Below are 25,350 nucleotides of genomic sequence, written 5' to 3' on the forward strand. Positions count from 1 at the left end.
AGCCTTTACTTGAACTGCGAGAGGAAGCGCAGGTCGCCGTCGAAGAACAGGCGCAGGTCATTGACGCCGTAGCGCAGCATGGTCAGCCGGTCCGGGCCCATGCCGAAGGCGAAGCCGATGAACTCTTCCGGATCGAGCCCGAAGTTGCGCACCACGTTCGGATGCACCTGGCCCGAGCCCGCGACTTCCAGCCAGCGGCCCTTGAGCGGGCCGCTGCTGAAGGCGATGTCCACCTCGGCCGAGGGCTCGGTGAAGGGGAAGAAGGACGGACGGAAGCGGATCTGCAGATCGTCCGTCTCGAAGAAGTTGCGGAAGAAGTCGGCGAAGACCGCCTTCAGGTCCTTGAAGCTGACGTTGCGGCCGATCCACAGGCCTTCGCACTGGTGGAACATCGGCGAGTGCGTGGCGTCGCTGTCCACGCGGTAGGTGCGGCCCGGCGCGATGACGCGGATCTCGGGCATCTCGACGCCCTTGCCCGCATGCGCCTTGACGTGCTGCACCGCGTGGCGCACCTGCATCGGGCTGGTGTGCGTGCGCAGCAGGTAGCCGCCGGCAGGGCCCCGGGCATCGACGTAGAAGGTGTCGTGCATCGAGCGCGCCGGGTGGTCGGCGGGCGTGTTCAGCGCGGTGAAGTTGAACCAGTCGTTCTCGATCTCGGGGCCGTCGGCCACGGCGAAGCCCATGGAGCCAAAGATGGACTCGATGCGCTCCAGGGTGCGCGAGACCGGGTGCAGCCCGCCGCTGCCGCGGCGGCGCCCGGGCAACGTCACGTCCAGCGCCTCGGCCTGCAGCTGGCGCTCCAGCTCCGCGTCGGCCAGCGCCTGGCGACGCGCGTTGAGGGCGGCTTCGACCTGCTGCTTCAGGGCATTGATCTCGGCGCCGCGGGCCTTCTTCTGCTCGGGCGGCAGCGCGGCCAGGCCCTTCATCAAGTCGGTGAGGCGGCCGGTCTTGCCGAGGTAGCGCGCCTTGGCGTTCTCCAGCTCGGCCGGCGTCGCGGCGGCTGCAAAGTCGGCGCGCGCGGACGACACCAGGGGATCGAGGTCGTTCATGGGATGCTGGACAGGACGATAAAAAAGGCCGGTCACCAGGTGCCGGCCTTCAGAGGATGCGTCCGGTCCATGACAGGACCGGGACAGCGCGCGGCGATCGGACCGCCGCGCGGGACGGTCAGGCCGCCACGGGCGTGACTCAGGCGAGCTGGGCCTTCACCTTCTCGACGATGCTGCCGAAGGCGGCCGGATCGTTGACGGCCAGGTCGGCCAGGACCTTGCGGTCGATGTCGATCTGGGCCTTCTTCAGGCCGGCCATGAACTTGCTGTAGGTCACGCCGAGCGAGCGGGAAGCCGCGTTGATACGGGCGATCCACAGCTGACGGAACACGCGCTTCTTGGCACGGCGGTCACGGTAGGCGTACTGGCCTGCCTTCATCACCGCCTGCTTGGCGATGCGGAAGACGTTCTTGCGGCGGCCGCGGAAGCCCTTGGCCAGGGCCAGGACCTTCTTATGACGGGCGCGGGCGGTTACACCACGTTTGACGCGAGGCATGGTTCTACTCCTTTAACCTTGAAGCTCAGAGGCCAGCGAAGGGCAGCATCGCAGCGATGTGGCCCATGTTGGTCTCATGCACGTTGGCAGCGCCACGCAGCTGGCGCTTGTTCTTCGTGGTCTTCTTGGTGAGGATGTGGCGCTTGAACGCCTGACCGCGCTTCACGGTACCACCCGGACGAACGCGAAAACGCTTCTTCGCGCTGCTCTTGGTCTTCATCTTGGGCATGACTGCTCCTTGTAAGTGACCCTTGCGGGCGACCGCGGAAAACTCATCCGCGGTGCTTGTTGGCCCGCAACGGCTTCTGGTGTCACGATCGCCGCCAAAACGCCGGCAATCGGACCGTTGGCACCGCCGGTGACCAGACCGACGGTGCCGAACCCTGCTTGTGCTGGCGCTTACTTGCGCCGCGGCGCCAGCACCATGATCATCTGGCGGCCTTCGAGCTTGGGCATGTGCTCGACCACCGCCACGTCGGCGAGTTCATCGCGAATGCGCTCCAGCAAGCGCATGCCGATTTCCTGGTGCGTGATCTCGCGACCACGGAAACGCAGCGTGACCTTGCCCTTGTCGCCGTCTTCCGCGATGAAGCGGCGCAGGTTGCGCATCTTGATCGCGTAGTCGCCTTCGTCGGTACCGGGGCGGAACTTGACTTCCTTGACCTCGATGACCTTCTGCTTGGCCTTGGCCTCGGCAGCCTTCTTCTGCTCCTGGTACTTGAACTTGCCGTAGTCCATCAGCCGGCACACCGGGGGATCAGCCGTGGCAGCGATCTCAACCAGATCAACGTCGGCCTCACCGGCCATCCGCAACGCATCCTGGATGCTCACGATGCCCAACGGCTCGTTATTGGGGCCGTTGAGACGCACCTGAGGCGCCATGATCTCCCGGTTCAGCCGGTGCTTGCGCTCGGCATTCGGAGTGCGACGGTCGAAAAAAGTAGCGATGGTTGGAACCTCTTGTCAGCCGAAGGCGGCGGCCATGGATCGGTCAGAACGCGAAACGGGGCCGCTCAGCCCTTGTTGGCGATGGCCTCGGCGATCTTTTGGCTGAAGTCGGTCGAGCTCATCACCCCAAGGTCCTGGTTGCCCCGGGCGCGCACCGCAACAGCCCCGTTTGCCTTCTCCTTGTCGCCCACGACGAGGATGAACGGAACCTTTTGCAAAGAGTGCTCGCGGATTTTATACGTGATCTTCTCATTGCGCAAATCGGCCTGCGCCCTAACTCCTTGTTTTTGCAGCGCTTTCACCACTTCCTGCGCGTAATCCGCCTGCGAGTCCGTGATGCAGGCCACCACGACCTGCGTCGGAGACAGCCAGGCCGGCAGCGCGCCGGCGTGCTGCTCAATGAGGATGCCGATGAAACGCTCCAAGCTGCCAACGATAGCGCGGTGCAGCATCACCGGCGTGCGGCGCTCGCCGGACTCGGCCACGTACTCCGCACCCAGGCGCTGCGCCATGGAGAAGTCGACCTGCATCGTGCCGCACTGCCACTGCCGGCCCAGCGCGTCCTTGAGCGTGTACTCGATCTTCGGGCCGTAGAAGGCGCCATCGCCAGGAGCGATGACGTAGTCGCAGCCCGAGCGCTTGAGGCTCTCGATCAGCGCCTGCTCGGCCTTGTCCCAGATCTCGTCGGAGCCGATGCGCGCCTCCGGCCGCGTAGCGACCTTGTAGAGGATGTCGGTGAAGCCGAAGTCCTTGTAGACCTTCTGCAGCAGCGCCGTGTAGGCCACGCACTCGTCCAGGATCATGTCCTCGGTGCAGAAGATGTGGCCGTCATCCTGCGTGAAGCCGCGCACACGCATGATCCCGTGCAGGCCGCCACTGGGCTCGTTGCGGTGACACTGACCGAACTCGCCATAGCGCAGCGGCAGGTCGCGGTAGCTCTTGATGCCCTGCTTGAAGATCAGGATGTGCCCCGGACAGTTCATCGGCTTGAGCGCGTAGTCGCGCTTCTCCGACTCCGTCGTGAACATGTTGTCGCGGTACTTGTCCCAGTGGCCCGTGGCCTCCCACAGCGAGCGGTCGATGATCTGCGGCCCCTTGACCTCGAGGTAGCCGTTGTCGCGGTAGACGCGGCGCATGTACTGCTCCACCTCCTGCCACACCGTCCAGCCCTTGGGATGCCAGAACACCACGCCCGGCGCGTGGTCGTCGATGTGGAACAGGTCCAGCTCGCGGCCGAGCTTGCGGTGGTCGCGCTTCTCGGCCTCCTCCAGCCGGTGTAGGTACTGCTGCAGGTCGTCCTTCGAGGCCCAGGCCGTGCCGTAGATGCGCTGCAGCATCTCGTTGCGGTGGTCACCACGCCAGTAGGCGCCGGCCACCTTCATCAGCTTGAAGTGCTTGAGCTTGCCCGTGGACGGCACGTGCGGGCCGCGGCACAGGTCCTCGAAGCTGCCCTCGCGGTACAGCGACACGTCCTCGCCCTGCGGAATGCTGCTGATGAGCTCGGCCTTGTAGTCCTCGCCCAGGCCCTTGAAATAGGCTACGGCCTCGTCGCGCGGCAGCACGCGGCGCGTGACCTTCTCGTCCTTCTTGGCCAGCTCGGCCATGCGCTTTTCGATCGCCTGCAGGTCCTCGGGCGTGAACGGGCGCTTGTACGAGAAGTCGTAATAGAAGCCGTTTTCGATGACCGGCCCGATGGTGACCTGCGCCTCCGGGTACAGCTCCTTCACCGCGTAGGCCAGCAGGTGCGCCGTGGAGTGGCGGATGAGCTCCAGCCCGTCCTCGTCCTTGTCGGTGACGATGGCCAGCGGCGTGTCCTGCTCGATGCGGTGGCTTAGGTCCACCAGCCTGGCTTCCTTGCCGTGGCCGATGCGCCCGCCCAGCGCCGCCTTGGCCAGGCCGGGGCCGATGGAGGCAGCCACTTCGGCGATGGTGACGGGTGCGGGGAACTCGCGGCGCGAACCGTCGGGCAGCTGGATGGCGATCATCAGGGGACTCCGGAAATGAAAAAGCGCGGTGGGAGACCGCGCTTCAGGAACGAAAAGGCAAGGGAATGACGCGCGGCAGCGACTACGAAACCTCAGCGAAGGTCGAAGTTCGCGGTGTCATAACCAAGGTGCCTTTCTCGCTCTTGCTGGATTCGGGGAAGGCACTGATTCTAAATCAGTCGGCCTGACCCCTGTCCAAGATCAGTAGCGGTAGAGCTGCCCGTCCTGCAGCCAGACCCGGTCACCCACGCGCAAGTCGCCCAGCTCGGCGTAATCGAAGGCGCGTGCGCTGCCGTTGTCGAATTGCACCGACACGCGAATGGCCCCGTTGCCGCTCTGCCCGCGCTCGATCTGGTGCCCGATCAGCGCGCCGCCCACCGCGCCCAGCACGGTGCCGGTATTGCGCCCTGAAGAACCGTGGCCCAGCTGCCGACCCACCACCGCGCCGACCACGCCACCAATGACGGCACCGCTGCCGCTGGCCTCGCCGCCCACCCGCTCGATGCGCGTGACCTGGCCGTACTGCACGCTGGTCGGCTGGGGCTGGGGCTGGGGCTGCGCCCCCCAGCCATAGCCGGGCGACGGATAAGCCGGCGCCCGCCCCACCGGCTGCTGCGCGCAGCCCGCCAACACCGCCATGGACAGCGCCACGGTGACCCACTTCGATTGCATTCGTTGCTCCACGCGCCGGAACGTGGCGCGCCTGAAGGAAGCAACGCGCCGCGGCCACGGCCGGTTGATGGCCGAACTGCAACCGGTTGTTGTGCCCGCCGCGCCGAGGCCCCGGAGAGCCCCGCGCGTCGGCGCCCCGGGCGCCGGCTCAGCGCCGCGCGATGACGCCGCAGGCGATGCGCGGACCCGAGTTGCCCGCGGGCTGCGAGCGGTAATCGTCGGGCTGCGCGTGCACCACCACCGCGCGGCCCACGATGTCGCCAGTGGCGCCGCCCACGGAAACGCCCTGCAGCATGATGCGCACGTCCGCGTTGCCGTTGGCGTCGGTGCGCACGTTGGGCATGTCGCCGGCGTGGTGCGCGACGTCCTGCCCGCCGTGCGGCTGGTTGTCAGGGTTGAAGTGGCCACCGGCGCTGGTGGCGTCAGGCGCGGAGCAGTCGCCCTTCTCGTGCACGTGGAAGCCGTGCTCGGCGTTGGGCTTGAGGCCGGTGAGGCGCGCGTGCGCCATCAAGTGCCCGCCCATGTCGTGGAACATCACCTGGCCGCTGGCCGTCTGGCCCTGCGTGGGCGAGAGCGTCGCCATCGCGGAGGGCATCATCATGCCGCCCCCACCGCCGGGGCCGCCCATGGCGCCCTCCGGCCCGCCGCGGCCGTGCCCGGCGCAACCTGCCAATGCCGCGGCCAGCGCCGCCAAGCCCACAACCCTGCTCCAGCTCAACACCTTCATGAGGTTCTCCATGCCAACGTGGATGAGGCCGCAACGATAGCGCGACCGCGGCACGGTCCTGCAGCCGGCATGCCCATGAAAGCGCCGGGCAGGACGCCAGGCCGCAGCTTAGCCGCCGTCGTCGCCCTGCCCGCCGGCCCGCGCTCAGCCGCGCTTCTGCAGCTTCGCGAAAGCCGCCGCCATCGCGCCCTGCGGCGCCGGTGCGCCGCCCTGGCCGCGCCCGGCGCGCTCGTTGCGCCCGGCCGGGCGGAAGGCGTTGCCGCCCGCGCCGCCCGCCGCGCCGCCGCGCTGGGCGCCCGCGTCGGTGCGCATGCTCAGCGCGATGCGCCCGCGCGCCAGGTCCACCTCCACCACGCGCACCTTGACGATGTCGCCGGTCTTGACCACCTCGCGCGCGTCGGCCACGAACTTGTTGGCGAGCTGGCTCACGTGCACCAGGCCGTCCTGGTGCACGCCCAGATCCACGAAGGCGCCGAACTGCGCCACGTTGCTCACCGTGCCCTCCAGCACCATGCCGGGCTGCAGGTCCTTGATGTCCTCCACGCCCTCGTTGAAGCGCGCCACCTTGAAGTCCGGCCGCGGGTCGCGCCCGGGCTTGAGCAGCTCGCCCAGGATGTCCTTGACCGTGATGGCGCCGAAGCGCTCGTCGGCGAAGGCCTCGGGCTTGAGCTTGGCGATGACGTCGGTGTTGCCCATCAGGTCGCGGATCGGCCGCCCGGCCGCGGCGATGATCTTTTCCACCACCGGGTAGGTCTCCGGGTGCACGCCCGACATGTCCAGCGGGTTGTCGCCGTCGCGGATGCGCAGGAAGCCGGCGGCCTGCTCGAAGGTCTTGGGGCCCAGCCCCGTGACGTCCAGCAGCTGGCGCCGGTTGCGGAAGGCGCCGTGCTGGTCGCGCCAGCGCACCACCGAGGCCGCCACCGTGGCCGACAGGCCCGAGACGCGTGACAGCAGCGGCGCCGAGGCGGTGTTGAGGTCCACGCCCACGCCGTTGACGCAGTCCTCCACCACCGCGTCCAGCGTGCGCGCGAGCTGGCCCTGGTTCACGTCGTGCTGGTACTGGCCCACGCCGATGCTCTTGGGCTCGATTTTCACCAGCTCCGCCAGCGGGTCCTGCAGCCGGCGCGCGATGCTCACCGCGCCGCGCAGGCTCACGTCCAGCTCCGGCAGCTCCTTGCTGGCGAACTCGCTGGCCGAGTAGACCGACGCGCCCGCCTCGCTCACCACGACCTTCTCCACGTGCGCGTCGGGCGCGAGCTGCTGCAGCCGCTTGATGAGGTCGCCGGCGAGCTTGTCGGTCTCGCGGCTGGCGGTGCCGTTGCCGATGGCGATCAGGTTCACGCCGTGCGCGGCGCACAGCCGCTGCAGCGTGTGCAGCGCGCCGTCCCAGTCGCGCCGCGGCTCGTGCGGATAGACGGTGGCCGTGTCCAGCACCTTGCCGGTGTCGCTCACCACCGCCACCTTCACGCCGGTGCGGATGCCCGGGTCCAGCCCCATCACCACGCGCTTGCCCGCGGGCGCGGCCAGCAGCAGGTCGCGCAGGTTCTCGGCGAAGACCTTGATCGCCACCGCTTCCGCCTCCTCGCGCAGGCGCGAGAACAGGTCGCGCTCCAGGCTCAGGCTGAGCTTGACCTTCCAGGTCCAGGCGATGGTCTTGCGGATCAGCTCGTCGGCCGGGCGCTTGCGGTGGCTCCAGCCCAGGTGGATGGCGATCTTGCCCTCGGCCAGCGAGGGCTGGCCCGGCACGAGTTCCTCGTCCAGCACCAGCCGCGCGTCCAGGATCTCCTGCGCCCGCCCGCGGAACACCGCCAGCGCGCGGTGCGAGGGCATGCCGCGGATCGGCTCCTGGTGGTCGAAGTAGTCGCGGTACTTGGCGACGTCGGCGTTGTTCTCGTCCTTGCCCTCGACGCGCTTGCTGCGAATGAAGCCTTCGGCCCACAGCCACTCGCGCAGCGGGCCCACCAGCGCGGCGTCCTCGGCCCAGCGCTCGGAGAGCAGGTCGCGCACGCCGTCGAGCACGGCGAAGGCGTCGGCGAAGCCCGCCTCGGGGTTGAGGAAGGCGGCGGCCTCGGCCAGCGGGTCGAGCATGGGGTCGGCCAGCAGCTTGTCGGCCAGCGGCTCCAGCCCCGCCTCGCGCGCGATCAGCCCCTTGCTGCGGCGCTTGGGCTTGTAGGGCAGGTACAGGTCTTCGAGCTCCTGCTTGGTGGGCACGGCCAGGATGGCCGCGCGCAGCTCCGGCGTGAGCTTGCCCTGCTCCTCGATGCTCTTGAGCACCGCCCCGCGGCGGTCCTCCAGCTCGCGCAGGTAGGACAGCCGGGCTTCCAGCTCGCGCAGCTGGATGTCGTCCAGGGCGCCGGTGACTTCCTTGCGGTAACGGGCGATGAAGGGCACGGTGGCACCGCCATCGAGCAGCTCCACGGCCGCCTGCACTTGCGCGGGCCGAACCTTCAGCTCGTCCGCAATCTGCAACAGGATTTTTTCCAACTCGGTCGATCCCGGGGGTCTGAGAAAGCGCGCGAGTGTGCCACGCCGCCCCTGGGTATTCCCGAGTCCCGGACCCGCGCGCGGGCATCGCCGGGCGGCCCGCGGAGGCACCACAACTCGTTTCACCCCGGGCGCCCCGGAAACGTTGCGTCCAAAAGCACCCGGCTAGTCTTGCCCTGCCCCGATCGGGTGCACCTCCCCGGCACGTTTCGTGCCACTCCGGACCCCATGAATCCATCCCCCAGCGCCACTTCACGGTGGCGCCCCCTCAGAAGCGTTTTGCCTTTTTCGCCCGCCAAGTGTTTGGCGGCAGGCAACGCCGTGCAGGCATGGGATGGCCCGGCGACCAGGTTGCGCGAGCACGCATGCGGGCTCGCGCCACGGTGGCTGGGCAGCACGGAATGCGAAAACACCTCGGAACGTGTAGTCGTTTTCGGTGCTTACACGTTACTGACGCCATCGGCCTTGGCGCCGGCCCAAGTGGCAAAGCCTGCCACCCGGGCCAGCACTGAGGCCGACCAGGTCAACGCCCACCGCCCGTCGTTTTACGGCGGTGGGTGCGTGACGCCGCTTCGGCGGTGTCCGGCGCGCACGCAACCTGTGGAGCTGCGCGTCTTCCTTCAATTGGGCACCCAGGTGCTGAGAAAAACATGGAGCCACGCCATCCAGCCGCAATGAGCGTCGACCAAAACACCGCGGCCCGCGCCGCCACCATGCCGTCTTTGAAGAGACGGCCCATGACTCCCCGCCGCTGGTTCGGCCCCAGCGCCGCGCTGCAATCGCTGCTGCGCGGTACCGGCGGGGGTGAACGCGCCCGCTCGCGCGAGCGCATGCCGGCCCCGCAACCCTGGACGGAAGCCGCGCGGCGGCGCCGCACCGGGCTGCTCGCGGCCGTGGGCCTGTCCGCCGCCGCCGCCACACTGGTGCTGGCGCAACCGGCCGCCGCGGACGGGCTGGACTGGATCGAAGCCGCTCACCTGCTGCTGTTCTTCCTGCTCTTCGGCTGGGTCAGCGCCGGCTGCTTCACCGCGCTGGCCGGCTACCTGAGCCTGCTGCGCGGCGACCCGCACGCGCTCTCGGCCGAACGGCTGGCCGCCGGCGCGGCGCCCGACCCGACCGCGCGCGTGGCGCTGGCCATGCCCATCTGCAACGAGGACATCGACACCGTCATCGCCGGGCTGCGCGACACCTGCGAGTCGCTGCGCGCCACGGGCCAGGACGACGCGTTCGACGTCTTCATCCTCTCCGACACCAGCGACCCCGCGCTGCGCGCCGCCGAGCTGCGCGCGTGGCAGGCGCTGCGCGCGCAACTGGGCGCGGGCCTGGGCGAGCGCATCTACTACCGCCATCGCCGCCGCCGCACCAAGCGCAAGGCCGGCAACGTGGCCGACTTCTGCCGCCGCTGGGGCGCGCTGTACCGCTACATGGTGGTGCTGGACGCCGACAGCGTGATGAGCGGCGAGTGCCTGGTGAGCATGCGCGGGCTCATGGAGCAGCACCCGCGCGTGGGCATCCTGCAGACGCAGCCCGTGGCGCGCGGCCACGACACGCTGCATGCGCGCGCGCAGCAGTTCCTCGGCCGCGTCGCGGCGCCGCTGTTCGGCGCGGGCCTGCGCTGCTGGCAACTGGGCGAGTCCCACTACTGGGGCCACAACGCGATGCTGCGCGTGGAGCCCTTCATGCAGCACTGCGCGCTGGCGCCGCTGCCTGGGCGCGGCGGCCTGCGCGGCGAGATCCTGTCGCACGACTTCGTGGAGGCCGCGCTGATGCGCCGCGCCGGCTACGAGGTCTGGCTGGTGGACCTGCCCGGCAGCTTCGAGCAGCCGCCGGCGCACCTGCTCGACGAGTTGCAACGCGACCGCCGCTGGTGCCAGGGCAACCTGCAGAACGCATGGCTGGTGGCCGAGCCGGGCTTCGCGCCGGTGCACCGCGCCATGTTCATCAGCGGTGCGCTGTCCTACGTCGCCTCGCCGCTGTGGCTGCTGTTCATGGGCCTGGGCGTGCTGGCCGCCGACGACGGTGCCACCCACGTCTTCTCCGGCGCGCCGGTGCTGTGGGTGCTGACGCTGGCGATGCTGGCCGCGCCCCGGGCGCTGGGCGTGGCGCTGATCCTGCGCCGCGGCCAGGCAGCGCAGTTCGGCGGCGCGGTGCGGCTGGTGGCCGGCGCGCTGCTGGAAGCGCTGCTGTCGGCCCTGCAGGCGCCGCTGCGCATGCTCGCGCACACGGTGTTCGTGGTGGGCGCGCTCACGGGCCTGAAGCTGGACTGGAAGTCGCCCTCGCGCGACGCGGTGGCCCTGCGCTGGGGCGACGCGCTGCGCCGCTTCGGTCCCTGGGCCCTGCCGGCCGCGGCCGTGGCCTGGCTGGTGGAAGTGCCGACGCTGGCGCCGGTGTGGCTGCCGCTGCTGCTGGCCGTGCCGCTGGCGGTGTGGACCAGCCGTCCCGAGATCGGCGCCTGGCTGCGCCGCCACGGCCTGTGGCTGACGCCGGACGAGCTCCAGTTTGCGGACGTGCCCGCCGCGGCGCCGACGCCCGCCCGCCCCGCGGCACGGCCCACCGGCACGGGCCGGCCACTGAGCGGGATCGTGGCCTCGCTGCTGCAGGCGCCGGCGCTGCGCCCGCAGCGGGCGCTGGCCCAGGTGCTGGCAACCGCGGCCCTGGCCATCCCGGTGGTACCCGCGGTGCTGACACCCGAGCGCACCAAGGTGTCGGTGGCCTACCTGATGGCGGAGCCCGCCCCCTACGAGGGCCGCACCGCCGCCCGGACGCTGACCCTGCGCGAAACCTCCACCACCCCGGTCAAGCGCCGCTTCAGCACGCAGCAGCGCGGGGTGTCAGCGTCGCTGTGATCCGCTGAGAAGCCGCCGCGCCATCAGTTCCCCTCTCCCGCTATCGCGGGCGAGGGGATGGCGTCACCCGTGCTTCGGCCGGCGAGCCGGTTTCTTCTAGCCCTGCAGCGCGTGGATCATCCCTTCCGCCACCGCGCAGCCGCTGGCGAAGCAGGCGGTGAGCAGGTAGCCGCCGGTGGGGGCTTCCCAATCCAGCATCTCGCCCGCGCACCACACGCCGGGCAGCGCGCGCAGCGCCTGCGTGCGCTGCTCCAGCGCCTCGAAGCGCACGCCGCCGGCACTGCTGATGGCTTCCTCGATGGGCCTGGGCCGCAGCAGCGGCAGCGGCAGCGACTTGATCGCCGCCGCCAGGGGTGCCGTGTCCGCACCCGGCGCGAACAGCGCGCGCGGCAGCAGCTCGTGCAGCAGCGCTGCCTTGGCACCGTCCAGGTGCAGGCGGCTCTTCAGATGCGTGGACAGCGAGCGCGGCCCGCGCGGGCGCGCCACCTCGGCGGCGACGAATTCCGCGCTGCGGTCGGGCAGCAGGTCCAGCGTGGGCACGGCCCGACCGTGGCGGCGGATGGCCTCGCGCAGCAGCGACGACGCGGCGTAGACCAGGCTGCCCTCCACGCCGTGCTCGGTAAGCACGAACTCGCCGCGCTGCTCGAAGCGCGCATCGCCGTCCTCGAAGCGCAGCGCCACCGTCTTCAGCGGCGCGCCGGCGAAGCGGCTGCGCAGGAACTCGCCCCAGCCCGGCTGCACGCTGCCGTCCTCGCCCACGCGGCCCACCTCGAAGCCGCAGTTGGCGGGCTGCAGCGGCGCCACGTCCACGCCCTGCTGCGCCAGCAGCGGCACCCAGGCGCCAGTGGAGCCCAGCCGCGGCCAGCTCGCGCCGCCCAGCGCCAGCACCACGGCGCGGGCGCGCAGCGTCAGCGGGCCCTGCGGCGTCTCGAACAGCATCGCCGGTGGCGACGCGCCAGGCACGGATCCGGATGCAGATTCGGCCGGCGCCTCCGCCCAGCCCACCCAGCGGTGCCGCATGTGGAAGGTGACGCCCAGCCCGCGCAGCCGTTGCAGCCAGGCACGCAGCAGCGGCGCGGCCTTCATGTCGGACGGGAAGACGCGGCCGGAGCTGCCGACGAAGGTTTCGACGCCCAGCGCTGCGGCCCAGGTGCGCAGCGCGTCGGCGTCGAAGCGGCGCAGCAACGGCTCGATCTCGGGACGCCGCGCGCCGTAGCGCTGCACGAAGCGGTCGAAGGGTTCGGAATGCGTGAGGTTCATCCCGCCCTTGCCGGCCAGCAGGAACTTGCGGCCGACGGAGGGCATGGCGTCGAAGACCTGCACGCGCAGCCCGGCTTGTGCCAGGCGCTCGGCTGCCATCAGGCCGGCGGGGCCGGCGCCGACCACGGCAACCGGTGAATCAGGGGGGGTACTCATGAGGCGGCGCAGTGTGCCACGCCACCCCCGGCGTCCTGCCGCCCCTCAGGGCATCGCCCGCGCCAGCAGCAGCTCCACGTCGCAGTCCTCGGGCAGCTGCCCGAACACGTCCGCGCCGGCGTCGATGCGGGTGGCGCAGAAGGCGCTGAACACGGCTTCCGGTGCCTGCCGTCGCAGCAGCGCCGCCTGCAGCAGCAGCGCGACGTCGCGCGCAAGGCGCCGCGCCTGCGACTCCTGCGGCGCCGCCAGCCGCTCGGTCAAACCGGCGGCCAGCCTCTCGGCGCCGCGGTGCGCGCCGCGCAGGCACTCCAGTTCGTCGCGCAGCACCTCGGCCACGCCCGCGCTGCGCAGCGCGCGCAGCAGGTCCAGCGCCATCACGTTGCCCGCGCCTTCCCAGATGGAGTTCAGCGGCATCTCGCGGTAGAGCCGCGCCATGGGGCCGTGGCCGTCGTCCTCCACGTAGCCGTTGCCGCCCAGGCATTCCATGGCCTCCTGCGCGAAATGGCTGCCGCGCTTGCAGACCCAGAACTTCCCGATCGGCGTGAGCAGCCGCCGCAGCACGGCCTCGCGCGCGTCGCCGGCGTGCTCGCTGCGGTCCACGGCGCGGGCCAGGCGCATCACCAGCGCCGTGGCGCCCTCCACCTCCAGCGCCAGGTCGGCCAGCACGTTGCGCATCAGCGGCTGCTCGATGAGCTTCTTCCCGAAGGCGCTGCGCTGCGCGCAGTGGTGCAGCGCCAGCGCCAGCGCCTGGCGCATCAGCCCGGCGCTGCCCAGCGCGCAGTCCAGCCGGGTGAGCGTGCCCATCTCCAGGATCTGCGCGATGCCGCGCCCCTCCTCACCCACGAGCCAGCCGGCGGCGCCGTCGAACTCGATCTCGCTGCTGGCGTTGGCGTGGTTGCCCAGCTTGTCCTTCAGGCGCTGGATGCGCAGCGCGTTGCGCGTGCCGTCGGGCAGCAGGCGCGGCACGAAGAAGCAGGTGGGGCCGGCGGCGGTCTGCGCCAGCATCAGGTGCGCGTCGCTCATGGGCGCGGAGAAGAACCACTTGTGGCCGGTGAGCCGGTAGCAGCGGCCCCAGGGCGTGTCCTGGTCGAACGCCGCGCGGCTGGTGTTGGCGCGCAGGTCCGAACCGCCCTGCTTCTCCGTCATGCCCATGCCCATGGTCAGCCCGTTCTTCTGCGGCCCGGGCAGCGGGCGGGGGTCGTACACCGGCGCCGTCAGGCCCGGACCCCAGTCGGCATAAAGAGAAGCGCTGGCGCGCAGCGCCGGCGTGACGGCGTAGCTCATGGAGACCGGGCACATCACGCCCGCCTCCGTCCCGTTGAAGAGCAGGAAGCCGGCGGCGCGGGCGACATGCGCGCCCGCCGGCCGGCCCCAGGGCGCGGCCTGCAGCCCGTGCGCCGCGGCGCACGCCATCAGCGCGTGGTAGGCCGGGTGGAACTCCACCTCGTCGATGCGCCGCCCGCCGCGGTCGTAGGCGCGAAGCCGCGGCGGATGGCGGTTGGCCAGCCGCGCCTGCGCCTGCACCTCGGCGCTGCCCAGCTCGCGGCCCAGGGCGTGCAGCGGCGCCAGGTCCACCTCCGGCGCCATCGCCTGCAGCGCTTCCTGCAGCGGCCGGTGGCCGGCGAACAGGTCCACGTCCGCGAGCTCGCTGCTCTGGTTGAAGACCTCGTGCGTGCTCTGAGGCTGCGTCATGGCGGCTCCCCTGTAGGCGTCCGTGCCCGAGGAAGCAGGATGCTAGGTCGGCTCGGGCCCTCGCAAGGTTTTCAGCTGCCGCCCTGCCGGCAGCAGGCGCATGTACTTGAACGTAGCGGTGGCGTGGGCGCAGCGCTGGCCCTTGGCGTCGAAGACCGAACCTTCGCAGAAGGCCATGGTCGAGGTGCGGTGCAGCAACTGCGCCGTGGCGCGCAGCCGGCCCTGGCCCGGGCGCATGAAGCTGGTTTTCATCTCGATGGTCACCACGCCCGGCACGCCCTTGGCGTCGCGCGGGTCGGTGCCCGGCTGCACGTCCACGCTGCGCGCGGCGTGGGCCATGGCCACGTCCAGCATCGTCATCACCACGCCGCCGTGGGCCACGGCGAAGGAGTTCAGGTGCGCGGTGGCCAGGTCCACCTGGATCTCCGCCGCCCCGGCGCCGAAGGCGTGCAGCTCCAGGCCCAGCTCCTCGACGAAGGGGATGTGGATGGGAAAAGGCAGCGGGCTGCCGGCGGCGGGCGGCGCCTCGGGGCCCGCGGAAGGAGCGTCGTCGTTCATGGCGCCGATTGGACATCAGCCGGCACCGCCGCCCGGGGCACGGCGCCGGGGCGGCGTCAGCTCTTGCGCACCAGCCAGTCCTTGTACTTCGCCCGCAGCGTCAGCTTGCTGAGCTTGCCCGTGGCGGTGTGCGGCAGCTCGTCGACGAAGACCACGTCGTCCGGCGTCTGCCAGTGCGCGATGCGGCCCTTGTAGAAGCTCAGCAGCTCCTCGCGCGTGACGCTGGCGCCGGCCTTGAGCTGCACCAGCAGCAGCGGGCGCTCGTCCCAGGTCGGGTGCGTGGCGGCCACCACGGCCGCCTCCTTCACGGCCGGGTGCGCCATTGCGATGCACTCCAGGTCAATGGAGCTGATCCACTCGCCGCCGCTCTTGATCACGTCCTTGCTGCGGTCGGTGATCTGCATGAAGCCGTCGGGGTCCATGGTGGCCACGTCGCCGGTGGGGAACCAGGCGCCGCGGCCCTGAACCTCTACCAGCGGTGAGTCGTCCTCGTTCCAATAGCGCTCGATCACCCAGGGCCCGCGCGCCACCAGGTGCCCGGCGTGCTCGCCGTCCCAGGGCAGCGGCTCGTGGGCGTCGTTGACCACGTCGATGTCCACGCCGTAGATGGCCTTGCCCTGCTTTTCCAGCAGCCGGTGCTTCTCGGCGGCCGGCAGCGCCGCGTGCTTGGGCTGCAGCCGCGCCAGCGAGCCCAGCGGCGACATCTCCGTCATGCCCCAGGCGTGGATCACGTGCACGCCGACCTCCTCCAGCGCGCGCATGAGCGCCGGCGGGCAGGCCGAGCCGCCGATGACGGTGCGGCGGAAGGTGGAGAACGCCAGCCCCTGGCCGCGCACGTGCTCCATCAGCCCCATCCACAGCGTCGGCACGCCAGCGCTGAAGGTCACCTTCTCGCTCTCGAACAGCTCGTACAGCGAGGCGCCGTCGAGCTTCGGCCCGGGCAGCACCAGCTTGCAGCCCACCAGCGCCGCGGTGTAGGGCAGGCCCCAGGCGTTGACGTGGAACATCGGCACCACGGGCAGCACCACGTCGCTGGCGCTGCAGGCCATGGCGTCGGGCAGCGCCGCGGCGTAGGCGTGCAGCACCGTGGAACGGTGGCTGTAGAGCGCGCCCTTGGGATGCCCGGTGGTGCCCGAGGTGTAGCAAAGGCTGGAGGCGCACTGCTCGTCGAAGGCGGGCCAGGCATAGTGGCCGTCCTCGGCCGCCAGCAGCTCCTCGTAGCACAGCAGGCCGGGCAGCGCGCTCTGGGCCGGCATGTGGGCGCGGTCGGTCATGAGCACGAAGTGCCGCACCCGCGGCAGCTGCGGCGCGAGCTGCTCGACCAGCGGCAGCAGGTTCAGGTCGAAGCACAGCACCTGGTCGTCCGCGTCGTTGGCGATCCAGGCGATCTGCTGCGGGAACAGGCGCGGGTTGATGGTGTGGCACACCAGCTGCGAGCCGGAGGTGGCGTAGTAGACCTCCAGGTGCCGGTCGGTATTCCAGGCCAGGGTGCCGACGCGGTCGCCGCTCTTGCAGCCCAGGCGCCGCAGCGCCTGCGCCAGGCGTCGGGCGCGCTGCTCGACCCGCGCCCAGTTGCTGCGATGGATGTCGCCCTCCACGCGGCGGCTGACGATCTCGGTGTCGCCGGCGTGGCGGGCCGCGTGCGTGAGCAACGAGGAGATGAGCAGCGGCATCTGCATCATCCGGCCGTACAGGGGGCTGGTCATCGGGGCGTCTCCGGCAGGGTTGGCTCAGGGTTTGCGCCATCTTCCCGGCCGGATACGGGTGGCGGGAGCCGGTTAACCCCTGATGCCGGGTCTTGCAGAAGCGCCTCACTACACTCCCGCCAGAGGCCGGCGCGCACCCGTGGCGCGCTTGGACAGGAGGAGCATCGGGGTGGGCTTGTCCCGGGCATTCGACACGGCCCGGCGGCCTGTGCCCTGGCCGGGGGGTGTTCGGATCGAAGTATCCTGCTCCTCTTGACCGCTGCTCTTGGCGGCCTCGCTTCCTGAGGCCAGAGGTTCCGCGGAGATTCCCGATGAAGCACAACCCGCATCCGCACGACGATCCGCGCTACCCGGTTCGGCACAGCGACGCCGAGTGGCGCGCCAAGCTCGACCCGATGCAATACCAGGTGGCGCGCCATGCCGCCACCGAGCGCCCCTTCAGCGGCAAGTACTGGGACCATTTCGAGGACGGCATCTACCGGTGCGTGGGCTGCGGCGCGCCGCTGTTCGATGCCCGCACCAAGTTCGATGCTGGCTGCGGCTGGCCGAGCTACTTCGAGCCCATCGAGGGCGAGATCGTCGAGCGCGTGGAGGACCGCAGCCACGGCATGGTGCGCGTGGAGGTGCGTTGCAAGCGCTGCGGCACGCACCTGGGCCACGTCTTCCCGGACGGCCCGGCGCCCACGGGCGAGCGCTACTGCATCAACTCCGCGGCCATCGACTTCGCGCCGCGCCAGGAGCAGGACTCCAAAGAATGAAGCTGCTGCTGGACTTCCTGCCGATCCTTCTCTTCTTCGGCACCTTCAAGTACACCGGCGCGCACCCGGACCAGGCCGCGGCCTTCGCCACCGAGCACTTCGGCTTCCTGGTGCTGGGCGGCAGCGTGGGCCCGCAGGAGGCGCCGGTGCTGCTGGCCACGGTGGTGGTGATCCTGGCCACGCTGGCGCAGGTGGCGTGGACCGTGGCACGCGGGCGCAAGGTGGACCTGATGCTCTGGGTCAGCCTGGCGCTGGTGGTGGTGCTGGGCGGGGCCACGATCTGGTTCCACAGCGAGACCTTCATCAAGTGGAAGCCCAGCGTGCTGTACTGGGTCATGGGCATGAGCTTGTGGCTGTCGCAACTGCTGTTCCGCAAGAACCTGCTGCGGCTGCTGCTGGGCGAGCAGCTGCAGCTGCCCGACGCGGTGTGGCAGCGGCTCAACGGCGCGTGGGTGGGCTTCTTCGGCGTGATGGGCCTGCTCAACCTCTGGGTGGCCTACAGCTTCTCGACCGATGCGTGGGTCAACTTCAAGCTCTTCGGCGGCATCGGGCTGATGCTGCTGTTCACGCTGGCGCAGGGCCTGTACCTGAGCCGCTACCTGCCTGAAGAATCCCCCGCCCCCAAGGACAAAGCCCGCCCCGGAGCCTGAAGAAATGCCCGTGACCGCCCAGGACATCGAGACCGCGCTGCGCCAGGCGCTGGCGCCGCAGCAGCTGGAAGTCGTTGACGACAGCCACCACCATGCCGGCCATGCCGGCGCGGGCGAAGGCAGCCACTACACCGTGCGCATCACCAGCGAGCGCTTCGCCGGACTGCGCCCCGTGGCGCGGCATCGCCTTGTGTATGATGCCCTCGCCTCTCTCATCCCCGCGGGCATCCATGCCCTGGCCATCCAGGCGCGCAGCCCCGCCGAATCAGACTGATCGACAACTATCGCGAGGCCGGAGTTCGAGACGAACCGGCCCTCCTGAAAGGACTCCCCATGAAAACCACCTCCTCCGCGCTGCGCGCGGTGCTGCTGTCCGCGTCCATCGTGCTGCTGAGTCCGCTGGCCGCCCAGGCCCAGAACGTTGCCATCGTCAACGGCAAGGCCGTGCCCAAGGCGCGCGTGGAGACGCTGATGCAGCAGGCCCTGCGCGGCGGCCAGCAGCAGCGCACGCCGGACCTGGAGCAGAAGGTCAAGGAAGAGGTGGTGCTGCGCGAGATCTTCATGCAGGAAGCCGAGAAGCGCGGCCTCAACGCCTCCGCTGACTTCCGCAACCAGATGGAGCTGGCGCGCCAGACGGTGCTGATCCGCGAGCTCTTCTCCGACTTCCAGAAGAAGAACCCCGTCACCGACGCCGAGGCGCAGGCCGAGTACGACAAGTTCAAGGCCCAGGCCAGCGGCACCGAGTACCGCGCCCGCCACATCCTGGTCGAGAAGGAAGAGGACGCCAAGGCCGCCATCGCCCAGCTCAAGGCCGGCGCGAAGTTCGAGGACCTGGCCAAGAAAATGTCCAAGGACCCGGGCTCGGCCGAGAACGGCGGCGACCTCGATTTCGCCAAGCCCGATGCCTACGTGCCCGAGTTCGGCCAGGCCATGAGCAAGCTCAAGAAGGGTGAGATCACCGAGGAGCCGGTCAAGACGCAGTTCGGCTACCACGTGATCAAACTCGAAGACACGCGCGAAGCCGCCTTCCCCGCCTTCGACGAAGTCAAGCCGCAGATCCAGCAGCGCCTGACCCAGATGAAGCTGCAGAGCTTCCAGGAAGAGCTGCGCAACAAGGCAAAGACGGACTTCAAGTTCTCGCAGCAGTAAATCCAGGCTGTGTCCGCGAAAAAGGTGCCCATCGGGCACCTTTTTTTCTGCCCGGTCATTTTCCGAGCCGACTCCGCCGCATTCCGGGCAATTTTCATCCAATGAGTCCGCGCAACAGCAGCAGGCCGCCGCGAAAAACCTTGCGGACAATAAGGAGCGCTGGCGCCTGGCACTGGAATCTGACCACCAACCAGGTCATTTACTTGGCGCGCTGGAAAACCATGCTGGGCTACGCCCCCGAGGATATTGGCATCCGCCTCGAAGAGGAATTGAGGACCTTCGCCACCACCGACGGCCGCGACCGCGTGGTGATGTACACGCCGGTGCTTCAGGCGGTGCTGGAGTCCGAGCCGGCGTGAGGCGGCGCGCCGGCCCGGGCTTCAGCTCACCAGCCGTCCGGCCTGGATTTCAAGCTGGCGCTGGCAGCGCGAGGCCACCTGCGCGTCGTGCGTGACCAGCAGCAGTGTGGTGCCGGCCTCCTGGTTGAGCTCGAACATCAGCTCCATCACCGTCTCGCCGGTGGCGTGGTCCAGGCTGCCCGTGGGCTCGTCGGCCAGCAGCAGCGCTGGGCGCAGCACGAAGGCGCGCGCCAGCGCCACGCGCTGCTGCTCGCCGCCGGAGAGCACGCGCGGGTAGTGGCCCAGGCGCTGCGCCAGGCCCACGCGCTGCAGCATGCGCGCGGCCTGCTCGCGCGCGTCGTCGCGGCCCAGCAGCTCCAGCGGCAGCATCACGTTCTCCAGCGCCGTGAGGTTGGACAGCAGCTGGAAGTTCTGGAACACGAAGCCCAGCTGCCGCGCGCGCACCGCCGCGCGTGCGTCCTCGTCCAGCGCGAACAGGTCTTCCCCGGCGAGCCGGACCGTGCCCTGCGTGGGGGTGTCCAGCCCGGCGATGATGGACAGCAGCGTGCTCTTGCCCGAGCCCGAGGCGCCGACGATGGCGGCGGACTCCCGCGGCTGAAGGCGGAAATCGATGTCATGGAGAATGGTCAGCTCTCCCGTGGCGTCGCTCACGCGCTTGTGGATGTGCTGGACCTCGATGATCGGTGGCTTCATGAAGACGGAGTTTGAAGACAAGCAGGCTGCCGGCGGCCGTCGCCGCTGGCTGACCCAATGTAGCCTGCTGGCGCTGGCCGCCTGGTTGCCGGGGACAACGGTTGCGAAGACACCGTCCGTGATCCTGGTGGTGGGCGACAGCCTTTCGGCCGAGTATGGGCTCAGGCGCGGCAGCGGCTGGGTGGCGCTGCTGCAGCAGCGCCTGGAGCGCGAGAAGCTGGACGCGCGCGTGGTCAACGCCAGCATCAGCGGCGACACCACTGCCGGCGGGCGCACCCGGCTGCCCGCGCTGCTCAAGCAGCACCAGCCCACGCACGTGATCCTGGAACTCGGTGCCAACGACGCGCTGCGCGGCCAGCCCCTGGCGCAGACCGAGGGCAACCTGAAGGAGATGGCCCGCGCCGCGCGCGCCGCCGGCGCGCGCGTGGTGCTCGCGGGCATGCAGCTGCCGCCCAACTACGGCCGCCGCTATGGCCAGGAGTTCGCGCAGCTCTATGCCCGCGTGGCCGAGGAGGCGGACGCCGCGCTGGTCCCCTTCTTCCTGCGCAACGTCGCCGACGTGGCCGACCCCACCGCGCTGTTCCAGGCCGACCGCATCCACCCGCGCGAGGAAGCGCAGCCGCTGATGCTGGACAACGTGTGGCCGGTGCTCAAGCCGCTGCTGCGGTGAGGGGCTGACTGGGCGTTCTTGCCCAGCACGCCCTCACATCCGCTCCCGCGGCCCGCCACCGCCACCGCGGCCACCACCGCCGGGCCCGTCGCCAGCCCGGTCGCCACCGCCACCGCCACGGCCTTGCCAGCCGCCAGGCCGATCGCCGCCACCACCGCCCTGCCATCCGCCGCCGGGACGTCCGCCGGCGCCGTCCTGGCCACCACCGGCCCAGCCCCCGGGCCGGCCGCCACCCTGCCCGGCCCATGCTCCGCCGGGTTGCTGGGGCATCGCGTGCGCGGGCGGCTGCGGCGCCTGCGGCGGCGCGATCTGCACGGGCGCCGGCGGCAACACCGGCCGCGGCGCGGCGATGGCCGGCGGTGCAGCCGGCGTTGCGGGCGCTGCGGGCGCAGGCATCGCGCGCTGCCCCGGCAGCGTCGGCGGCACCGGCCGGGCGTGCTCCCAATCCCGGCGTCCGCCCTGCCCGCGCTGGTCGGGCGTCACCACCTGGTCGCGGTCAGCGCGCGGCGGCCGGCCCGGTCCGGCGTCGCCGGCCTGGAACCCCGGCGCGCGCTGCAGCGGCTCCGCATTCCCGCCGCCGAAACGCTCGCGTGGCCCGCGCTGCTCGACATCCGGCCGCCCCGGCATGGCGTCGCGCCGCGGCGGCTCCACGTTGGGATCACCGAAACGCTCGCGCGGCCCGCGGTTTGCGATGTCCGGTCGCCCCGGCACGTCGTCGCGCCGCAGCGGCTCCGCGTTCGGACCGCCGTTGCGCTCCCGCCACCCGCGGTTGGCGACGTCCGGCCGTGCCGGCCCGTCCTCGCGCGGCTGCGGCTGCGCCACGCCCGGCGGCACCGTCGCCCCGGGCGCCTGCGCCGACGGCGGACGCGGACGCTCGTCGCCCGCGCCCGGCCAGGGGCGGCGGCCCTCGCCCGGCTGCGGTTCGATGGCTGCCTGGTGGGGCGGCCGCGGCACGCTGTCGAAGCGCCGATCCGGCACACCGCCCTGCGGCGGCGTCCACACGCCGCGCGGCTGGGCCGGCTGCGCCACCGCGCCGGGCGGCGGCGCGACGCCCGCAGCGGGCGGCATGCGGCCGATGCCCTGCGGCATGCGCGGCGCCTGTGGCAGCGCCGGCCGGTCGATGGACGGCGGCGGCGGCACCAGCGCCGCCACGCCGCCCGGGCCGTGGCCGTGCCGGCCCGGCCGGTCCGCCCAGTCCGGGCGCGGCAGCGCCGGCTGCTGCTGGGGCAGCGCGGCGTTCCAGCGCGGCTCCGCCCTGGGCAGCACGCGGTCCGCCACGCGCACCTGCTGCTGCAGCGTGTTGGCCGGCACCACCGTCACCGCGCCGGGAATGTGGCGGTTGCCCCAGGACGGCTGGCCGCCCGGCGGCAACCAGGGCGCATGCGTGGCGTTGACGCCACGGATATAGCGCGGCGTGGCGTTGAAGCGCGGCACGAAGGCGTCGCGCGGGCTCAGCGGCACCCAACCGATGACAGGCGGCGGCCCGCGCCGGCCGCCCACCGCCACGCTCACGTTGACGTTGCTGCCGCCGATCCAGCCCACCAGCGCCGGCGCGTACACCGGCCGCGCCACGTAGCGTCCCGGCACCCAGCACCAGCGCCCGCGCCACGAGGCCCAGCGGCCGTAGTGGAAGGGCGCGAAGCCCCAGGGCGCGTCGTCCACCCAGCTCCAGCCCCAGGGCGCCACCCAGGCCCAGCGTCCGTAGCGGTAAGGCGCCCAGTTGGCGACCACGACGGTGGGGAACCAGACCGCGCCGTACTCCGGGTGCGTGTCCCAGCGCCCGTTGCGGTCCAAGTCCAGCGCGCCGGTCATCTCGGGCGAGACGTAGCGGGTGGAGGCGGCGCGGTCCTCGCGCTGATCCTGCGCCAGCACCCAGGCGCCGAAGGCGTCCTCGCCGGAGGCCGTGCTCATGTCGTAGTGGGTGCGGTCGTCCTGGCGCCAGAAGCTGTAGCGCGTGCCGGACTGCAGCGTGAGCGCGCTGTCGGCGGACTGGAAGCGCATCTCGCCGCTCCAGATCCGGGCGTGGGTGACGTTGTCCTCCACGTCCACGCGGTACTGGCCCGGCTGCGTGGGGAAGAAGCGCGCGTCCTGTGCCTGCAGCTCGAACTCGTTGACGCTCTCGGCCGAGCGCAGCCGCAGCGCCGCGCTGCCACGCTCCACCCGCAGGCTCACGCGGGAGTCGTCGAGCTGGTCCACGGCCAGCTCGGTGGCACCGTCCAGGCGCAGCGAGGCGGAGCCGATCTGGACCTCCGCGCGCGCGCCGTTGTCGGTGGCGAGCCGGTCGCCACTGGTGAGGGGCCGGTTCGGGGCCGCGGCGACCCACTCGTTCTGCTCGGTGTCGTAGACCCACACCGTCCCGCTGGCCTGCGCCAGCCGGCCCACGCGCCCGGGCGGATCGGCCCAGGCCGCGGCGCCGAAGGCCATCAGAAGTACCAGCGCCAGGAACCACCGCAGGCCGCGGCGCAAATCTCGGAATGCCATGCCGTCTCCACCCGGCCGCGGCGATGGCGGCCCTTTCCGCTTTGTAACGGGCAGACGGTGCGCCGCGCCGACCCTGCGTGCCAGACGGTTACAACGTTGCGGCCGGGGTCAAGTCCGGAAACAGGGGCTGCAGGGGATGGGTACGCCGGCCTTCAGCCACCCTGAAGCGACGAGGACGCGCCTCGTCCGTGGCCACGTGCGGGCCACCGGGATGGGCTCAGAGACTGTCCCGGTACTTCGTCAGCGGCAAGTGGAGCGTGACCACCAGCGTGACGTCGATCGGGTGCTCGTCGACCTCATAGGGCTGGAACTTCACGTCTCGCATCGCCCGCAGCGCCGCCTCGTCGTGCGCGGCGCTGCCGCAGCTCTCGATCAGCGCCACCCGCTCCACCGCGCCGCGCGCATTCACATGCACGCGCATGGCGACCGGCGCGCGAACCGCACCCCTGGGGCGCATCTTCGGCACCGAGAGGCTGATCGGCGTCAGCAACTCCATCTCCTCGATGCGCACCACCTGCTCCGGCCAGGCGCCGGCGGCGGCGAGCGGCAGGGAGCAGATGCAAAGCAGCAGCGAGAAAATGAGGCGGCGCATGGCGAATCCGGGGGTTTAAAACAGGCAAGGCCCAGACCCGAATTCAAGCCGGCCTCCCTGTTTCTCACATCGACACGGCGCCACCCTAGCGCGCCCGGCGACCCCTGCCGTGGCGCGGAGCGGATGGGAGCGTTAAATCTTCCACGTCACCCGCCGGTGATGGGCGTACACAGCTCGACCAGGATGCCGTCCGGGCAGCGCAGGTAGGAAACGGTCTGGCCCCACGGTTTCTGCTGGGGTGCCGCCATTTCCCGTGCACCGGCTGCGACGGCCTTGGCGTGTGCGGCAGGCACGTCGCCAGTGACCAGCGCAATCTCGAAACCCAGCGGCAACGCGGACTCGTCCGCGTGCACGTGGCCGCCCGGAAAATTCATGTCCCCCAGCGCATGCGCGGCGAAGGAGAGCGTGGTTTCCCCGGTGTCCAGCTCGCCGTAGGTGCCGCTCTCGTGAATGAATTTTCGCTTCAGGCCGAAGGCATTTTCAAAGAAGGCCAGTGACGCCAGAACGTCGGAGACGTAGACGATGGTGTAGCCGAGTTTCATGAATTATTTCTTCCAACCAAACTTGAATTAAGAAAATTCAATAATTAATCCTCTTTTCCATCCAACCCAGGAAACAACACTTCCGTAAACCCGAATTTCGTCAGATCCCTCATCCGCGTCGGATAAAGCCGCCCGATGAGGTGGTCGCACTCGTGCTGCACCACCCGCGCATGGAATCCATCGACCTCGCGGTCAATCGAATTGCCGTCCAGGTCGAATCCCCGGTAGCGGATGCGGGTGAAGCGCGGCACCAGCCCGCGCAGGCCCGGCACGGAGAGGCAGCCCTCCCAACCTTCCTCCTCCGCATCCGACAGCGGCTCGATCACCGGGTTGCACAGCACGGTGCGCGGCACCGGCGGCGCGTCGGGGTAGCGCTCGCTGCGCTCGAAGCCGAAAAGGACGACCTGAATGTCCTCGCCGATCTGCGGGGCCGCCAGCCCCACGCCGCCGGCGGCCTGCATGGTGTCCACCATGTCCCGCAGCAGCGCCTGGAGCTCGGGCGTGCCGAACTCGCGCACCGGCTGCGCGATGCGCAGCAGCCGCGGGTCTCCCATCTTCAACAGCTCGCGCACCGCCATCGCCATCACTCCTCTTCGGTTTCGTCCACGGATTCGGCCGCGCCCGCCACCAGCGCGCGCAGCCCGTCCTCGTCCAGCACGGGAATTTCCAGCTGCTGCGCCTTGGCCAGCTTCGAACCCGCGTCGGCGCCCGCCACCACGTAGGCCGTCTTCTTCGACACCGACTTGCCGGCCTTGCCGCCCGCGGCCTCGATCAGTGCCTCGGCCTCGTCGCGCGTCATCGTGGGCAGCGTGCCGGTGACCACCACCGTCTTGCCCTCCAGCGGCCCCGGCGGCGCGGCCTGGTGGCCTTCGTGCTC

The 25,350-nt window shown here is 70.6% G+C and carries 25 protein-coding genes; 7 read left to right on the forward strand and 18 right to left on the reverse strand.

What is annotated here, in order from left to right:
• Nucleotides 1–5 precede the first annotated feature (5 nt).
• From pheS to H537_RS0136600, 8 genes are all read right to left on the reverse strand, one after another.
• Nucleotides 6–1,049 (reverse strand): phenylalanine--tRNA ligase subunit alpha, encoded by a 1,044-nt coding sequence (gene pheS, locus H537_RS0136565; protein WP_029001828.1) that lies wholly within the window; start codon nucleotides 1,047–1,049, stop codon nucleotides 6–8.
• Between the two features lie 139 nt (nucleotides 1,050–1,188).
• Nucleotides 1,189–1,545 carry a 50S ribosomal protein L20 gene (gene rplT, locus H537_RS0136570; RefSeq protein WP_029001829.1) on the reverse strand — a complete coding sequence of 119 codons (357 nt, stop codon included), beginning with the start codon at nucleotides 1,543–1,545 and terminating at the stop codon, nucleotides 1,189–1,191.
• Between the two features lie 25 nt (nucleotides 1,546–1,570).
• A complete protein-coding gene (gene rpmI / locus H537_RS0136575) occupies nucleotides 1,571–1,774 on the reverse strand; it encodes a 50S ribosomal protein L35 (protein WP_029001830.1) in 204 nt (67 codons plus the stop codon).
• A 170-nt stretch (nucleotides 1,775–1,944) separates the two neighbouring features.
• Complete coding sequence (infC, locus tag H537_RS47705) at nucleotides 1,945–2,493, reverse strand: translation initiation factor IF-3 (protein WP_084151222.1); 549 nt, start codon at nucleotides 2,491–2,493, stop codon at nucleotides 1,945–1,947.
• A 65-nt stretch (nucleotides 2,494–2,558) separates the two neighbouring features.
• Nucleotides 2,559–4,478, reverse strand: coding sequence for a threonine--tRNA ligase (thrS, locus tag H537_RS0136585; protein WP_029001831.1), 1,920 nt, complete (start codon nucleotides 4,476–4,478; stop codon nucleotides 2,559–2,561).
• Between the two features lie 201 nt (nucleotides 4,479–4,679).
• Nucleotides 4,680–5,150: a glycine zipper 2TM domain-containing protein gene (locus H537_RS0136590; protein WP_043461744.1), complete on the reverse strand. Its 471-nt coding sequence runs from the start codon at nucleotides 5,148–5,150 to the stop codon at nucleotides 4,680–4,682.
• Between the two features lie 148 nt (nucleotides 5,151–5,298).
• The gene (locus H537_RS0136595; protein ID WP_029001833.1) at nucleotides 5,299–5,877 is read right to left on the reverse strand and encodes a superoxide dismutase family protein; all 579 of its coding nucleotides are present in this window, start codon (nucleotides 5,875–5,877) and stop codon (nucleotides 5,299–5,301) included.
• A gap of 144 nt (nucleotides 5,878–6,021) precedes the next feature.
• On the reverse strand, nucleotides 6,022–8,361 hold the full coding sequence (locus H537_RS0136600) for a Tex family protein (RefSeq protein ID WP_029001834.1): 2,340 nt from the start codon (nucleotides 8,359–8,361) through the stop codon (nucleotides 6,022–6,024).
• A gap of 737 nt (nucleotides 8,362–9,098) precedes the next feature.
• On the opposite strand from H537_RS0136600, the gene mdoH reads away from it, so the two are divergent.
• Complete coding sequence (gene mdoH / locus H537_RS47710; RefSeq protein ID WP_051244480.1) at nucleotides 9,099–11,207, forward strand: glucans biosynthesis glucosyltransferase MdoH; 2,109 nt, start codon at nucleotides 9,099–9,101, stop codon at nucleotides 11,205–11,207.
• A 96-nt stretch (nucleotides 11,208–11,303) separates the two neighbouring features.
• Here mdoH and H537_RS0136610 read toward each other — a convergent pair whose 3' ends face one another.
• The 4 genes from H537_RS0136610 to H537_RS0136625 are packed head-to-tail and all read right to left on the reverse strand — an operon-like array spanning nucleotide 11,304 to nucleotide 16,579.
• Nucleotides 11,304–12,623: a BaiN/RdsA family NAD(P)/FAD-dependent oxidoreductase gene (locus H537_RS0136610; protein ID WP_029001835.1), complete on the reverse strand. Its 1,320-nt coding sequence runs from the start codon at nucleotides 12,621–12,623 to the stop codon at nucleotides 11,304–11,306.
• 45 nt (nucleotides 12,624–12,668) lie between these two features.
• Nucleotides 12,669–14,315 carry an isovaleryl-CoA dehydrogenase gene (locus tag H537_RS0136615; RefSeq protein WP_029001836.1) on the reverse strand — a complete coding sequence of 549 codons (1,647 nt, stop codon included), beginning with the start codon at nucleotides 14,313–14,315 and terminating at the stop codon, nucleotides 12,669–12,671.
• A 42-nt stretch (nucleotides 14,316–14,357) separates the two neighbouring features.
• Entirely contained in the window at nucleotides 14,358–14,873 is a 516-nt protein-coding gene (locus tag H537_RS0136620; protein WP_084151223.1) for a PaaI family thioesterase, read from the reverse strand.
• Between the two features lie 56 nt (nucleotides 14,874–14,929).
• On the reverse strand, nucleotides 14,930–16,579 hold the full coding sequence (locus H537_RS0136625) for a 3-(methylthio)propionyl-CoA ligase (RefSeq protein ID WP_084151224.1): 1,650 nt from the start codon (nucleotides 16,577–16,579) through the stop codon (nucleotides 14,930–14,932).
• Between the two features lie 311 nt (nucleotides 16,580–16,890).
• Here H537_RS0136625 and msrB point away from each other — a divergent pair, with 311 nt between their 5' ends.
• The 5 genes from msrB (at nucleotide 16,891) to H537_RS47715 (ending at nucleotide 19,495) form a co-directional block, all read left to right on the forward strand.
• Nucleotides 16,891–17,337: a peptide-methionine (R)-S-oxide reductase MsrB gene (gene msrB, locus H537_RS0136630; protein WP_029001839.1), complete on the forward strand. Its 447-nt coding sequence runs from the start codon at nucleotides 16,891–16,893 to the stop codon at nucleotides 17,335–17,337.
• Nucleotides 17,334–17,987 (forward strand): septation protein A, encoded by a 654-nt coding sequence (locus H537_RS0136635; RefSeq protein ID WP_029001840.1) that lies wholly within the window; start codon nucleotides 17,334–17,336, stop codon nucleotides 17,985–17,987. Before msrB ends, H537_RS0136635 begins: the two co-directional genes overlap by 4 nt.
• A gap of 4 nt (nucleotides 17,988–17,991) precedes the next feature.
• On the forward strand, nucleotides 17,992–18,261 hold the full coding sequence (locus H537_RS0136640; protein ID WP_043461747.1) for a BolA family protein: 270 nt from the start codon (nucleotides 17,992–17,994) through the stop codon (nucleotides 18,259–18,261).
• A 59-nt stretch (nucleotides 18,262–18,320) separates the two neighbouring features.
• A complete protein-coding gene (locus tag H537_RS0136645) occupies nucleotides 18,321–19,136 on the forward strand; it encodes a peptidylprolyl isomerase (RefSeq protein WP_029001842.1) in 816 nt (271 codons plus the stop codon).
• 101 nt (nucleotides 19,137–19,237) lie between these two features.
• Entirely contained in the window at nucleotides 19,238–19,495 is a 258-nt protein-coding gene (locus H537_RS47715) for a hypothetical protein (protein WP_156902167.1), read from the forward strand.
• 21 nt (nucleotides 19,496–19,516) lie between these two features.
• Here H537_RS47715 and H537_RS0136655 read toward each other — a convergent pair whose 3' ends face one another.
• Entirely contained in the window at nucleotides 19,517–20,188 is a 672-nt protein-coding gene (locus H537_RS0136655; protein ID WP_029001843.1) for an ABC transporter ATP-binding protein, read from the reverse strand.
• Here H537_RS0136655 and H537_RS0136660 point away from each other — a divergent pair.
• On the forward strand, nucleotides 20,187–20,858 hold the full coding sequence (locus H537_RS0136660) for an arylesterase (protein WP_084151225.1): 672 nt from the start codon (nucleotides 20,187–20,189) through the stop codon (nucleotides 20,856–20,858). The two genes, H537_RS0136655 and H537_RS0136660, sit on opposite strands and share 2 nt — an antisense overlap.
• 33 nt (nucleotides 20,859–20,891) lie before the next feature.
• Here H537_RS0136660 and H537_RS50070 read toward each other — a convergent pair whose 3' ends face one another.
• From H537_RS50070 to H537_RS0136685, 5 genes are all read right to left on the reverse strand, one after another.
• The gene (locus tag H537_RS50070) at nucleotides 20,892–23,339 is read right to left on the reverse strand and encodes a DUF6600 domain-containing protein (protein WP_156902168.1); all 2,448 of its coding nucleotides are present in this window, start codon (nucleotides 23,337–23,339) and stop codon (nucleotides 20,892–20,894) included.
• A gap of 217 nt (nucleotides 23,340–23,556) precedes the next feature.
• Complete coding sequence (locus H537_RS0136670) at nucleotides 23,557–23,931, reverse strand: energy transducer TonB (RefSeq protein WP_029001845.1); 375 nt, start codon at nucleotides 23,929–23,931, stop codon at nucleotides 23,557–23,559.
• 146 nt (nucleotides 23,932–24,077) lie between these two features.
• On the reverse strand, nucleotides 24,078–24,473 hold the full coding sequence (locus H537_RS0136675; protein ID WP_029001846.1) for a VOC family protein: 396 nt from the start codon (nucleotides 24,471–24,473) through the stop codon (nucleotides 24,078–24,080).
• A gap of 44 nt (nucleotides 24,474–24,517) precedes the next feature.
• Complete coding sequence (def, locus tag H537_RS0136680; protein ID WP_029001847.1) at nucleotides 24,518–25,051, reverse strand: peptide deformylase; 534 nt, start codon at nucleotides 25,049–25,051, stop codon at nucleotides 24,518–24,520.
• 5 nt (nucleotides 25,052–25,056) lie between these two features.
• Nucleotides 25,057–25,350, reverse strand: a 294-nt coding sequence (locus tag H537_RS0136685; RefSeq protein ID WP_029001848.1) for a BRCT domain-containing protein, incomplete at its 5' end; no start/stop codon positions are given.

This window comes from Azohydromonas australica DSM 1124 (genome assembly GCF_000430725.1).
Lineage (GTDB): Bacteria > Pseudomonadota > Gammaproteobacteria > Burkholderiales > Burkholderiaceae_C > Azohydromonas > Azohydromonas australica.